The sequence below is a fragment of the Brevibacillus sp. DP1.3A genome (assembly GCF_013284245.2).
In the GTDB taxonomy this organism is placed as follows: Bacteria; Bacillota; Bacilli; order Brevibacillales; family Brevibacillaceae; genus Brevibacillus.
The window spans coordinates 5,174,264-5,187,268 of record NZ_CP085876.1; the positions used below are offsets into that span (position 1 = coordinate 5,174,264).

Consider the following 13,005-nt stretch of genomic DNA (forward strand, 5'->3'; position numbering starts at 1 on the left):
TCGATTCGTCTGCACACAACATAGCCTTTTCACGCTATTTCATCGATTGTGTTGTGCGAATAAAGTATCGAAAAATTAATTTGCCACACGTAACCCTCCGTTCCTAATAAGTTGTGCCCATCCTACCACATGCTTTTTCATCTGTCAACGATTGGCAGTTTCAATGGTTGTCCGTATCCCTGCCTCCGCAAAAATCGTCTCAACGTCTCGGGTAAGCCGCAGCTCAACCACTTGATCACATGCCAGCTTGGAAAGAATCTGGTCATGCGTGATCATGACGACCGTTTTGCCTGCTTCAGCCAGCTTTTTCACCCATGCTGCTACCTTCAGCACTCCATCGCCGTCAAGTCCGCTTGTCGGTTCATCCAGCACTATCAATTCTGCCTCGGAGCAATAAGCGGCTGCCATCGTGACCCGCTGCTTCTCTCCACCGGATAATGACGCCGGATGCCGATCGCGAAGCTCGCGTAAACCGAAAGCATCCATCGCTTCATACGCCTTTGCGCGGAGCTCTTCATTCAACATCTTCCCCAGCACGATTTCGTTTCCGACACTGTCTGCGTAGAGCTGATAGTCCGCATCCTGCATCACCAAATAACTCACAGCTCGTCTTTTGCTGGCAGAAAGTGAACGACCTTGGCGGACAATCGTTCCTTTTCGCTCACGAAGAAGACCGCATAAAATTTTGCATAGCGTCGTCTTGCCCGTACCGTTCTCTCCAGTCAACGCTGTTACGCTCCCCTGCGGAAGCGAGATGTTGATATCGGTGATTCCGTCGTTTTTCTTTTTATAAAAATAGCTAAGCCCTCTTCCTTCCACCATGAATTCGGACATCTCTGGCTGCTCATGTTTCTTCGCTGTCTCGGGAAGCGTCATGTCAGGATGACGCAAACCGTACATACGGACATCATCATGAGATAGCTGGCAGAACTCGTCCTTCGTCCACGTGTGTGCGATTTTGCCATTTTCCATGCAGACAAACAAATCGACAACGGGTAGAAAAGGAACGAGCCGATGCTCGCTGATGAGCAAGGTGGTACCTTTTTGCTTGAGCTTGCTTATGATTTCAATCAGGTTTTGCGTAGAGGAAGCGTCCAGATTCGCAGTAGGCTCATCCAACAAGAGAAGTGGCGGTGTCAAAACGGATGCGGCCGCTATAGCCACCCGTTGCTTTTGCCCGCTGGACAGCTTATGTAAAGAGCTATCGAGCAGGTGGGAAATCCCGAGCTGGCTCGCCTGTCTATCCATCCGGCTTCGAATCTCGTCTGGTGCCATGCCGATGTTTTCTGCGGAAAACGCCAGCTCATCTCGGACAGTTTCCATAAAAAATTGGCTGCGGGGGTCTTGAAACACGACGCCCATTAGCCGGGTACGTTCCTCTGGCAGCATGCTCGCAGGACTTTTGCCACCCACGCTTACTTCACCCGTGAGGCGTCCGGTATAAAAATTCGGTGCGAGACCATTGACCAGCCTCATAATCGTACTCTTGCCGCAACCAGACCGCCCACATAGCACGACACACTGTCCGGCTTTTACAGATAAGCTGATATTTTTCACGCCAGTCTCAGTGTCATGTCCCCCATCTTCCTGTCCATAATGAAACGTGACATCGTTCAGCTCAATCACGAAATCATCCCTCCCGTCCAGTAAATTGCCGAGCCTATCAGCGCATACACCCCGACGACGATGCCATCCGTGATCTTGAAGCCAATCGGATAGATAGAGGTCCGCGCATTTGTGCACTCGATACCGCGGAGCTCAGCAGACGACGCCAGTTCTGACGACAGCTTCAGGCAACGGACGACCAACGGCATAAAAAAACATTCGTAGGCCATGGCCGGATGCTTCAGTACGCTGTACCACTGTGGAAAAATCCCTCTGGCGCGGATTCCGTCACGAATCGCTTTCATTTCCAAAAGGACCACGGGGAAAAATCGGATCAAAATGCAAATCATCACCAAAATCGTTTTGGGGACATACATCTTCTCAAAGGCACTCATGATACTACCAGGTGGCGTATAGATCAGAACCGTGCCGATCATGATGACCGGCATCATCCTCACCATCGTGTAGACGATGAGCTTCATCGTTCCCAACGACAACGCATTCGGCATAAAAAACACAAAAGTCATGCACACGCAATAGAACACGACCAGTTGAAACGCCTTTCTGGACAGGTAATTCCATACCAAGTACACTACACTTAGTGCCACCAGTAAGTGCACCTGTATATCATCACGAACGATCATGGTCAAGATACTTGCTATTACCAGCACCAACAGATGCGTTCTGGGACCGAGACGTCTCGTACGCGCTGTTTCTTTTTCATTAGCTTCTTCCTTCATCCAACAAACACCCCTACAACCGAGATCACACACAACCTTATAAAGGGAGACAGCCTCCCTTACAAATCGTAATGATAATGATGATCATAATCTCTAGCAATACGACAGGTAGACATACGTCTTTTCGTAGTATGTTTTCGTCCGATCACGGCATGGGTGGTGACTATAATGAAAGATATTTTGACGGAACTACATACGCCGTGTTTAATGCAATGCGGCTTTTATCCTGACGACGACCACGGTCCATACAACCGCGAGGGTACTTGCTTTTCTGTTTTACCAGAGAAAGGTCAGGGGCGTTACTGGACTTATACGCGCGACAACCTGTTTTCGATTTCGATCCAAGATTTCGTCTTTTACGAGGATTTGTTTCTGGAGTTCCAGCAGCCCAAGTACCTGAGCTTCAATTATTACGATTCCGTCTCTGGAGAAGAATTCAACCCATATAAACGATTGTCAAGCGGTTGCATCCGCGTCCATATCGGCTATAACAATTTGTATCGGGCCAGCTATCGCAAAAACATTCCCATTCGCTCGACAGCTATTGAAATCATGCCGGAGTATTACGAGGATTATTTGAAAAGCAAATATCCAGTAGAGTATAAGGACCTGCGCTCGTCCTTTATTACTATAGATGGGATGACGAATTTCGCGGAGCTTGTTTTCTTGCTCCGACAGATACGGAATTTTCGGGGAACGGGAATTGCCGCAAAGCTGTACTACGAGGGGAAAGTCGCAGAAGCAGTATCGCTAATTGTGGAGAAGGCCAAAGCACATAAAAAAACGCATCCATCCAAAAGCATATCCCGACAGGATATGGACGGCCTGACAGCTGTTACAGCCTACATTGACGATCACTTCTCCTCCGAAATACACTTGGAGCACCTCGCCCGGATCGCCTGCATGGGACTCACCAAGCTAAAATACACCTTTAAGCAAGCGAACCAATGCACCATTACCGAATATATCCAAAACAAGCGAATGAATCACGCTGAGCAACTGCTCACGAGCACCGATTTACACATCAATCAGATTGCGTATATCGTAGGCTATCACAACTCCAGTCGCTTCTCCCAGCTGTTTCGCAAAAGCACCGGCCTATTGCCCAACGAATACCGGAGATTCACGGTGACAAGCAAATAGGACCATGGTAAAAAGCTGTAGCCAATGATGTGGCTACAGCTTCTTTTGTGTTTATCATTTTTCTTCTTTCGCAGCGAAAAGCAGTTTTCGCACACGTTCATCCCGCAGCCACAACCCGCCCCACATCAAAATCGCGAGGTAGACAGCAAACAGCGTATGGGAAAAGAGTGGCGCATCTACACGGATCTGGGTAGCGATGACCCCACCGAAAAATCCAGTCAGCAGAAGCGCACCCAAAACTGCTGTTCGGGGAATGGCATACAGCACCGTTGATACAAGGGCGAGAATTCCAATTAAGCCAATGTGATGCTCCGCATAGCCAAGTACGAGCGTTCCCTCTACGACAGGAGCCGGCTGGATGAGTTTGAATACACCGTCAAAAAGCATAAAAAGAATGACAAGTCCGCTCATCATCCGTGCAATCCACAGACGTGTTTTGGAAATTTGACTCCGCATGGGGGTCCCACCTTTCATTTTTTTCCTAAGCAGATCGTAGCACAATCAAAGCGGCGACATTTCTTCTGTATTGCTCTTTTGGGGAACTGTCTTTTTCTAAAAACGAAAAAAACCTTCTCAAATGAGAAGGTTCTGAATTCGTATCCAAGATTAAACGGGAAGCGTAACTCTGTAACCTGGTTGGTTCTTTGGATGGTTTTGATTCACGAACACACCACGGTCATTTTTCAACACGATTACTTCAAAGAATGGACGGAAACGATCTTCCGAAATACCAAATGCAGTCAAGAACTTGCCAAACAGTTCTTGCTCTTCACGCTCAGGTTGGCCATCTGCCAGAGAGGAATCGATCAGGTTAACCAGGATGCACATTTTTTGAGCATCTGTGAGCAATGGAGTTACTTCGTTCAGGAATTTCTCGATGGAGTTATTGCGTGTATATTTCATTGCGTTATCGAGCAACTGTCTGTTATTAGCACCTACACCAATCACGCCGTTGCTTTCTTCACCGCCCAATACAGCGAGCAATTGACCGATTTCCTCGTGGTCCATTTCTCCATCCGATTTCATCATGTAGAGCAAGGAACATGCGAATCCAAAATGAGGGGTCATTTCTTCCCCTTTGTCTGTCTTAAACATATCAAACAAGCCCACGCAAAATACCTCCTATGTATGCCAAGATAGTATAATTTTACTATCAACTGGAGAATGTTAGCAACAGTTGTCCGGGTAAGCAATTTTTCGGTAAACAAAAAAGAAGTGCCAGCCTGCGCGCCGACACTTCCTATTCTAGCTCTTATTGCAATTGTTGGACGTTATAGCCCTTGGCTTTCAAATGATCGATAACCATGCCCTTCATTGAAAAGTGGGCAGCACCGACCACGACAAAAGAAGTAGTTTCCCCTTCTTTCTCCAACACTTCTGCGAGTTTAATAGCCATGTTTTTGTCTCGCTCACCGAGCAGACGCTGATTCACTTCGCCTTCACCGAAATCGCCATGCTCTGTCATGATCTTGGTAAAGCCCTCCAGATCGCCTTCTACCCATTCTGTTTGCATGTTTTTTAGCATGTCTGCGTTTTCTTGAAGCCCTTTTTCGGTCAAAGCAACATCCAACATGATATTCAATTCCTTCTCCTGTTGCTCTGCCGGAACGCCAGAGAGCAAATCTGCTTGCAGCTTGATGCCTTCCAGCTCATTGATCGGCTTCTCATCCAGCATCGCCTTTGTCAGGAAGTACCTGTCGATACCGGAAAGCATACTGAACTGAAGGTCTGTATCGGTGTCTACATAGCCCAGCGATGGCACAGACAAGGAAATGGCAAAAGGCTTGTAGGCATCAAAGGAATTGGCTGGCAGCTCCAGCTTTGAGAGCAGTTTTTGCAGCTTTTGATATGTCTCAGCAGATACATGATCCTTTAGTGTCTTGCCATCTGTATAGACCATTTTTTGCGTGAGATAATCACTGTCCCCATTAATAATGTCTGCCTCAACCCACAGTTCGTCTGACTCTTCATACGCTTCCCGGATGTCTTTTTGCATCGGGTACATATCGGGGATTCCCACATGAATCGAGCCGAGCAAGTACATGGTGTTTTTATCGTTGGTCACTTTCCACATCAGACCTTCGGCACCAGCACCAACCGTATCGTATGCAAACTCAACCAGTCTGCTTGCCATCACTGTTGATTGCTCCACCGTGCTTGGCTGTTTCAGCTCAAGACCAGCGCTCGTCCCTTTTACCAGGCCCTTTTTCTTCATGTAGTCAATCGGACTCTCCCCGTTCATTTCGAATGCTGCTGGCAATTCGTAGTTTGCCAGTATGTTGTACAAAGCAGTCGTGACCGCTTCCTTCGTCATGACCTTATCCTTTGCAAGCGGCAAAGTCGCATTCTTTTTCTTCAATCCCAGACGGTCCAGTTTTTTCGCTGTACCTTCCAGCAAGATAGTGAACTTCTCAGCAGAAATGGCTTGTTGAAAAGAGGCATCCTCATACCACGCCAGTGGAAAAATCCCGTATTTTTCCCCTTCGTTCAACGTGGTGACAGACCAAGGGCTGATAACAGGAGCTACGGGTGTCTGCCCGTGCACAGGCAACACATATCCCAGCAAGAGCGCCAAGCTGAGGGCACCTGTTCCCGCCCAACGAGTCAGCTTGCTCCAGCGTTTGTTTAGTTTCATCAAACTTTCTCCTCTCGATTCTAAGCTGTTTGTTTCACAATGGTAGATTATACCACAATAATCTGGAAGAGATAACCGAATGATAGAAAAGAATAGGAAATGCGACCATTTTCACTATACATAAAAAGCATCGACATTGATCGTCGACGCTTTCGCAATGAATCCGCAAGTTATCGATTCGGTTTGGTCAAATACAGACGCATCGTCAACGGAGCAAATATGCCAATGAGCAGCAGACATAATCCGATCCCTACCATCAGATCAGACAGATTTGCTGTTCCGCCCATCAATCCTCGAACCGTCCCTACTGCGATACTGATCGGGTTTAGATTGACGATTGTCCCCATCCATTTGGGCATGGTAGAAGAATCTACGAAGATCGTGCTGGCAAAAAGCAACGGGTACACAAAAAACATACTTGAACCCGATACCGTCTCCGATCTCTTTGCCAAAATACCGATCATGGAAAAAATCCAGCTCACACTAAAGGCGAAGAAAATGATATACAAAATAGCGAGTACCGCACCGACTATACCCCCTTCTGGACGAAACCCAAGCAGCATTCCTGTACCAAAGGCGACGAGTATCGCAACCGAATACCGTAGGCCATCTGTCAGTAATGGGCCTATGACAGACGCTGGCTGCCAAAAGGGCATGGTACGAAAACGGTTATACACCCCCTTCGCAATATCCTGGCAGATGGTTGTCCCGCTATAAACCGTCATTGGAATGATCGTCAACACAAGCACACCTGGCAGAAAAAACTGGAGATACGATGCCGTAGAACCAGCGATGGCTCCACCGAACAAATACGTAAAAATAAGCAACATCATCACAGGTGAGAGGATAGCGTCCATACAAAATGTGAAAAAGTTGTTCTGTGTGTTTTGCCATGTGCGCCACATAAAGATGCGGATCGCCGCAAAGGTACTGAGCGTATGACTTGCGTTCATGAGATGGCCTCCTTCTTTTTGCCATGAGTCAGGGCCAAAAACACTTCTTCCAGACTCGGGTCACTCAGGGAAAAATGCTCGATGGAAACATCATGAGCCAGAAGCATCCCGATTGCTTGGTTTGCCAGACTCGCTTCTTTTACCGGGATTCTAAAAAAATGCGGGTCATCTTGATCTGGATAAATCGGTAACCGAAGTTGTTCTTCCAAAAGACGGCTGATCCGTTCCTTGTTCAGATGTTCGGTCAATCGAACCGTCAACGTCTTGCCTCCCACCGAGGCTTTTAACTGCTCAGGTGTCCCTTCTGCAATCATCGTTCCTTTATCGATCACCGCGATCCGGTCTGCTAATTGATCGGCTTCTTCGAGATATTGGGTCGTTACTAGCACAGTGGTGCCTGATTTCAACAGCGCACGGACGACTTCCCATACTTGTTGCCGACTTTGCGGATCGAGACCCGTAGTTGGCTCATCCAGAAAAATAAGCTCCGGCTGTGTGAGGACGCTAGCGGCGATATCTAATCGTCGCCGCATCCCGCCAGAATAGTTTTCCACCGTACGATCCATGGCATCTGCAAGCCCAAAGGTATGAAGCAGCTCGCTTGCTTTCGTACGTGCTTCCCTCGCAGAGTAGCCAAACAATCTGCCAATCAAGATCAAGTTTTGCAATCCGGTTAATCCTTCATCCAGGGCAGCAAACTGTCCCGTTAGGCTTATTTTCTTGCGCACAGCCTGCGCGTTTTTCACGATATCGCATCCGGCTACCAACGCTGTTCCACCATCTGGCGCAAGGAGCGTGGAAAGCATATGGATGGTTGTCGTTTTTCCAGCGCCATTCGGGCCGAGCAAAGCGAACAGCTCCCCTTTTTTTACATACAGGTCAATTCCTTTGACCACCTCATGATCCCCGAACGATTTCCTGAGATTCGTAACTTCAATGGCGTATGACATGGCGGCCACTCCTTATCCAAAATAGCTTTTATGTTCCGATGCCCATTCGGCAAACGTTCTTGCAGGCTTTCCCGTCACTTGCTCCACCGTAGATAAGACTGTGTAGCCCACTTCAGGTGGATTTTTGCCCATGGCTACGAAAAAGTCGATATCTCCCTCTTCGTACCCCTGATCTCTCCAATTCTGTCGCGCCTGCTCCTCCGTAAGCTCTTCAAACCGAATTTCTCTCTCTAAAATTTTCGAAATTATCTGAACAGATTCAATGCGCGTAATCGCTTCTGGTCCCGTAAGAAAATAACTTTGCCCATGGTGTCCCGATTCAAGTAATGCCACCACAGAAACACTCGCGATATCTGCTTCGTGTACTTTGGCGCTTAAGGCATTGCCAAAAGGCTCTCGCACGACTCCCTCCAAACGAATCGACTCCTGCCAATCGATAATCGCATTGGACATGAATTCCACAGGCTTCAGGAGAGTCCACTCCATCCCACTGTTTGCCAGTGCTTCTTCCACAGGCCCTTCGGTGTCGCTCACCAAAACGGACACGCGCTTCACACCAGCTCTTTCCGCCATTTCGACTACCTTCGGATCGGTTTGAAAGGTGTAGCTAGAAGCAATTAAGTGCAGAGCCGTTACACCTTGCAACGCCGCTTCCAAGCTTTCCGGTATAGCAAGGTCCCCTGCCACAACCTCTACTCCCACTGGCTGGTCGGCTTTTTCCGGATTCCGCGAAATAGCACGCACCTTGACTCCCTTTTTCAAAAGCTGATCCACCACATGTCTCCCTACCGTACCTGTTGCACCCGTTACTAAAATCGTCATGTTGTACATCCTCCTCAAATTATTGGTAGCGTTGCTGAATCTCTTTGATTTCTTTCCATACATCTTCTTTTAAGTCGTCAGGGGAGATGATCTCCACCTTTGCTCCATAACTTAATACGACGGAAATCGCGTAGTCTCGTTTATAAAAAACTTTGTGCAAATCGATATGCGTACCGTGATGCGTGCATTCTCCCGGGAATTGTTCCAACACACGTAGCCCTACGGACGGATCAAAACGGAGATGCGCGAGTGTCCCTTCAAAGTCTTGCGTTTCTTCTTCGGCCTGGCTTGTCTGGTCTTTTCTTAGGTGAAAAATGACTTCTGTCACCTCAAGCGCGGTAATCCTGGAAAGGCGAAAGATTCGATTCGCCTGACGCGATAAGCAATACGCCTGAAGATACCACGCTCCACGCTCCCAAAATAAACGGAGCGGCTCTACTCGTCTCTCTGAGACCGTACCTGATGCACTCCTATAAGAGAACTTCGTGACTCGATTTTGCTGGATCGCCTCTGAAAGCGGGTGAATAGCGGCCTTTTCATCTTCTACCGTACTCAGGTTAAAAATGATCGATTCGTTATTTCCCCCATTCAGTAGAGCAGGCTGCAGGCTGCCCAGCTTCTGAACAAGTGTCGTATATTTTCCTCCGATAGCTCCTTCCGTACTTTTTAAGAGATGGTATATGACCGAAAAGTCTTTTACAGAGAAGTGCTGCTTCGTTAGGAAGAAACCTTCCATCAGCTCGAATCCACCATCTGCTCCCGTAAATGAAACGACGGGAATGCCAGCTTGATTCATTAACTCAACATCACGATAAATCGTTCGAACAGAGACCTCAAATCTGGCTGCAAGATTTGTTGCTGTCACCCGTTTTTTCGTCATCAACTCTATTGTGATGGCAAGTAATCGATCCAGCTTCATCTGTTTACACTCCTCATGTTCATCACCTATTCGGTAACTGTCCTCATCATAATGCACGAATCCTGACATCATGTGTGTCAGGATTAAAAAAACTCACCCTCTTATTTTACAGGAGGGTGAGTCCTTTTTCGAAATCGTTACTTCATGGATGCTTCTTCAATTTCTTTATACGCCCAATGACCAGGTACGACGTCCGGCCATCTTTGCGGGCCAGCTTGGTTCTCTGGCACGCGATTCAGCACGCGATTGAGAATCGTTACAGCTTCGGCACGAGTCAGCGCTTTCTCTGGCTGGAAGGTGCCGTCGGGATAACCTGTCATGTAGCCTTTTGCAACAACCGCTGCAATGATTGGAGATGACCAGTGATCTCCCCTCACATCAAAAAAGGCAGTGCCCCCTCCCGCACCTTGCAAGGCCTTGTACTTATAGATGACCGCGGCTATTTCCGCTCGGGTAATGTTGGCCGATGGGCGGAATGTGCCATCTGAGTAGCCGCTCATCATACCCGCTGCACTTGCTTGATGAATCGGATTTACTGCCCAGTAGTTGTCGGCTACATCGAAGAACCTTCCTTTATTCGCAGAAGACTGGCTCACCATTTCAGCGTTCAGTAAAATGGCAGCCATCTCCGCACGTGTCACCGTGCGATCCGGTTGAAACGTTCCGTCAGGATAGCCATTGATATAGCCACGTTGGCTCTTGCTTTTCTTATTGGTTGCAGGGCGTTCCTCTTTCTTATTTATAGAGCTGCCTCCAGTGAAAAAGCTGTTTGTCGGTGTGGTATAGGAATCTTTTTTACGGTCTTTGTCCCGATCCCGGTCTCTGTCCCAATCATCGTCATCCTCTAGATTTCTCCATGCCTTCTTCAAATCGTACAGGGCGTCGTCTACCTCCGACTGTCTGGCATGTGAATCGTTGATGACATCCCATGCATGTTCGAGTGCATCTTCCAAATCACGCCAGCTTGATCTGGTGTAGTCGTCTTCATCCAAGTCTTTGTCCTCGATCTCTTCCACTTTGGCTCTCAATTCTCTTTTATAAACAGCGTCATCTTGTCTCTTCAAATCTTGTCTCGCTTTGATCAGTTTCTCAAGGGCAACATCTACGACAATCTGGCTCGCATGCGAATCATCCAGCACAAAGTAAGCATTCCCTAGTCGATCCTGCAGCTCTTTCCAACTGGTCCTCGTGTAATCTTTTTCTTGCAGCTTTTCCACTGCAATTTCCTCTACTTTCGTTTGCAGTTTACTCTTGTCGACTGCACCTTCCTGCTTCTTCAGCCCTTCTCTTGCTATGACTAACACGGACAAGGCACCATCGATTTCTGCTTGGGTGACGTTTGGCTTCGTCAGTACGGCTTTTGCAGCATCCAACGCATACACAAGCTTGCTCCAGCTGTCGGGCGTATATTTTTCCTGGATTAAATTCTCGGCGTTAATTTCATTGACTTTTCCTTGTAAGTGACGAAGATCTACAGTGGATTCTACCGCGGCAGGTGTTTCCTCTTCACTTGCTGCTTGGCTTACAGGCACGAATATGGATGCTTGGAAGATCAAGCAAAAGAGGCTAAAGAAAACAAGACTCATTACTGCTCTTGGAAAACGTCCCAATTCCCATCCTCCGTTCTTTACGATGACCCATTTGATCATCTTTTTCCAATCGTTGACATTATATGATGGAGACCGATAAGAGGATTCATATTTTTAGAGGCCAAGAAAAACAAAAAACCAAGTAGCCAATAGAGCAGCAACTTGGTTCTTATTTTCTGGCGCTAAGCAGAAATAGGTTTTTCTGGGCGTTGCTTTGTCTTGCCCGAGAGCGAAAAATTCGTCCACATACGCAATAGTCGTTCCACTGGGCCATAACGGAACCGTTTTAAATACAGCGGGCTTAAGAAAAGCTGTCCCACATAAATCACGATCGCTAATCCGCAACCAGCCAATACCCCGATCTTTCCGAACCACCCGAGTCCATAGCCATAGAAGATCGTCGTACAAATGACGGTTTGCAAAAGGTAATTCGTTAAGGAGAGTTTCCCCACGGCCTGAAACCTTGGCAGCCAAGTTGATTCCGTGCTTCTGGAAAAGAACCAAACAAAGGCAAAAATGTAACCGATGGCAAGAATGGTTCCCCCCGATATCTCACCGACGCCACTCCACCAATTTCCCGGTAGATACTCATGTAGCCCTTTTAACAAAAGTCCCGCTGGCAAGAAGATCAGCATGTTTCGGAAATACGAGGTTCGTTCTTCCTCTGGCTTCTCGAACCACCTGCGCTTCGCAGCATACATCCCAAAAAGGAACATGGGTGCGCTCATAAGCGGCGCGAGCAACAGTAAAGCAATCATCATGTATTCTGGCAATCCAAGCGGGTCTTCACTGCTTCTGTGATGCACGATCTCTTCGTATGTGCCCGTGCCATAGACGGTCATGGTTTTGACCACATACGCTTCCATACGGGCAGGATCGGTAATGCTCTCAGGATCATTCGGATCTTCTGGAGCAAGCCCCATTAAGCTGATGAGGCAGAGTAAGACAATCCCCCAAATGAGCAGTGTTTTCGGTTTACGGTTCATGAACAGCAACAGAAAGAAGCCCATCATGCCATAAAACCCCAAGATATCCCCTTCCCATAGGAAGTACGAATGAAGGAGACCAAGTCCGATCAGCATCAAAAATCTGCGGGCAAGGTAGCGTTTTTGCTTCAAACCTTTGGCGGCCAAGCTTTGCTGCATCTTGATCATGCCAAAACCAAACATGAAGGTAAAAATCGGCATAAAGCTGCCTTCCACAAATATTTTCACAAGCTTATAAGCTGTCATTTCATAATCGGGGAGGGCGTATAAATCCATTTCTTGGCTTCCCCAAATCCCATACTGGAAAATCAGCATATTCGCCATCAAAATTCCTACTAAACTAAATCCCCGCAAGCCATCGATGATGCGAACGCGGTTTTGCTGTAGCTCCATGACTATCACCTCAAGCCTGATTGTAACGAGCTAAGCTTAATGGCTTCTAAATCGCACCTTATCGTTTCCTTAATTTTACATCCATCATTACTTGCGTATGGTGGACGATCAGGAGAACCTCAACCGATCAAATATCGCGACGAATATTTTGGCGATGTTTCTGGCATCATCCATTCCACGATGACACTGCTTGCTACATTTCTCGTCTGCACCCAATATTGATCTCATCTGCACCCGATATTGATTTCTCTATTCTATGATATGGCTATC

Annotated in this window: 12 protein-coding genes; 1 reads left to right on the forward strand and 11 read right to left on the reverse strand. The window is 47.5% G+C overall.

Annotation, left to right across the window (positions count from 1 at the left end; all coding sequences use genetic code 11):
- Window positions 1–144: 144 nt before the first annotated feature.
- Window positions 145–1,626 carry an ABC transporter ATP-binding protein gene (locus HP399_RS23700; RefSeq protein WP_173619938.1) on the reverse strand — a complete coding sequence of 494 codons (1,482 nt, stop codon included), beginning with the start codon at window positions 1,624–1,626 and terminating at the stop codon, window positions 145–147.
- Window positions 1,623–2,345, reverse strand: a complete 723-nt coding sequence (locus tag HP399_RS23705) for an energy-coupling factor transporter transmembrane component T (protein WP_173619939.1) — start codon at window positions 2,343–2,345, stop codon at window positions 1,623–1,625. Before HP399_RS23705 ends, HP399_RS23700 begins: the two co-directional genes overlap by 4 nt.
- Window positions 2,346–2,513: 168 nt before the next feature.
- Between HP399_RS23705 and HP399_RS23710 the strand changes: the two genes are divergently transcribed.
- A complete protein-coding gene (locus HP399_RS23710; RefSeq protein ID WP_173619940.1) occupies window positions 2,514–3,488 on the forward strand; it encodes a helix-turn-helix domain-containing protein in 975 nt (324 codons plus the stop codon).
- Window positions 3,489–3,542: 54 nt separating this feature from the next.
- On the opposite strand, the gene HP399_RS23715 is transcribed toward HP399_RS23710, so the two are convergent.
- The 9 genes from HP399_RS23715 to HP399_RS23755 form a co-directional block, all read right to left on the reverse strand.
- On the reverse strand, window positions 3,543–3,944 hold the full coding sequence (locus HP399_RS23715; RefSeq protein WP_173619941.1) for a DoxX family protein: 402 nt from the start codon (window positions 3,942–3,944) through the stop codon (window positions 3,543–3,545).
- Between the two features lie 150 nt (window positions 3,945–4,094).
- Window positions 4,095–4,598, reverse strand: coding sequence for a tellurite resistance TerB family protein (locus HP399_RS23720; protein ID WP_007723788.1), 504 nt, complete (start codon window positions 4,596–4,598; stop codon window positions 4,095–4,097).
- Between the two features lie 142 nt (window positions 4,599–4,740).
- Window positions 4,741–6,123, reverse strand: a complete 1,383-nt coding sequence (locus tag HP399_RS23725) for a TraB/GumN family protein (protein ID WP_173619942.1) — start codon at window positions 6,121–6,123, stop codon at window positions 4,741–4,743.
- Window positions 6,124–6,293: 170 nt separating this feature from the next.
- Entirely contained in the window at window positions 6,294–7,076 is a 783-nt protein-coding gene (locus HP399_RS23730) for an ABC transporter permease (protein WP_173619943.1), read from the reverse strand.
- Window positions 7,073–8,026 (reverse strand): ATP-binding cassette domain-containing protein, encoded by a 954-nt coding sequence (locus HP399_RS23735; protein WP_173619944.1) that lies wholly within the window; start codon window positions 8,024–8,026, stop codon window positions 7,073–7,075. The genes HP399_RS23730 and HP399_RS23735 overlap by 4 nt, the downstream gene beginning before the upstream one ends.
- A 12-nt stretch (window positions 8,027–8,038) precedes the next feature.
- Window positions 8,039–8,848 carry an SDR family NAD(P)-dependent oxidoreductase gene (locus tag HP399_RS23740; RefSeq protein WP_173619945.1) on the reverse strand — a complete coding sequence of 270 codons (810 nt, stop codon included), beginning with the start codon at window positions 8,846–8,848 and terminating at the stop codon, window positions 8,039–8,041.
- A 19-nt stretch (window positions 8,849–8,867) separates the two neighbouring features.
- A complete protein-coding gene (locus HP399_RS23745) occupies window positions 8,868–9,767 on the reverse strand; it encodes a helix-turn-helix transcriptional regulator (protein ID WP_173619946.1) in 900 nt (299 codons plus the stop codon).
- A 137-nt stretch (window positions 9,768–9,904) separates the two neighbouring features.
- The gene (locus HP399_RS23750; RefSeq protein ID WP_228088329.1) at window positions 9,905–11,377 is read right to left on the reverse strand and encodes an S-layer homology domain-containing protein; all 1,473 of its coding nucleotides are present in this window, start codon (window positions 11,375–11,377) and stop codon (window positions 9,905–9,907) included.
- Between the two features lie 161 nt (window positions 11,378–11,538).
- Window positions 11,539–12,735 carry a DUF418 domain-containing protein gene (locus HP399_RS23755; protein ID WP_173619948.1) on the reverse strand — a complete coding sequence of 399 codons (1,197 nt, stop codon included), beginning with the start codon at window positions 12,733–12,735 and terminating at the stop codon, window positions 11,539–11,541.
- Window positions 12,736–13,005 lie beyond the last annotated feature (270 nt).

Bases quoted from the DNA above. Each gene is read 5' to 3' on its own strand.
- HP399_RS23705 (WP_173619939.1), bottom strand. From the start codon at position 2,345: ATGAAGGAAGAAGCTAATGAAAAAGAAACAGCGCGTACGAGACGTCTC.
- HP399_RS23710 (WP_173619940.1), top strand. From the start codon at position 2,514: ATGAAAGATATTTTGACGGAACTACATACGCCGTGTTTAATGCAATGC.
- HP399_RS23715 (WP_173619941.1), bottom strand. From the start codon at position 3,944: ATGCGGAGTCAAATTTCCAAAACACGTCTGTGGATTGCACGGATGATG.
- HP399_RS23725 (WP_173619942.1), bottom strand. From the start codon at position 6,123: ATGAAACTAAACAAACGCTGGAGCAAGCTGACTCGTTGGGCGGGAACA.
- HP399_RS23730 (WP_173619943.1), bottom strand. From the start codon at position 7,076: ATGAACGCAAGTCATACGCTCAGTACCTTTGCGGCGATCCGCATCTTT.
- HP399_RS23735 (WP_173619944.1), bottom strand. From the start codon at position 8,026: ATGTCATACGCCATTGAAGTTACGAATCTCAGGAAATCGTTCGGGGAT.
- HP399_RS23740 (WP_173619945.1), bottom strand. From the start codon at position 8,848: ATGACGATTTTAGTAACGGGTGCAACAGGTACGGTAGGGAGACATGTG.
- HP399_RS23745 (WP_173619946.1), bottom strand. From the start codon at position 9,767: ATGAAGCTGGATCGATTACTTGCCATCACAATAGAGTTGATGACGAAA.
- HP399_RS23755 (WP_173619948.1), bottom strand. From the start codon at position 12,735: ATGGAGCTACAGCAAAACCGCGTTCGCATCATCGATGGCTTGCGGGGA.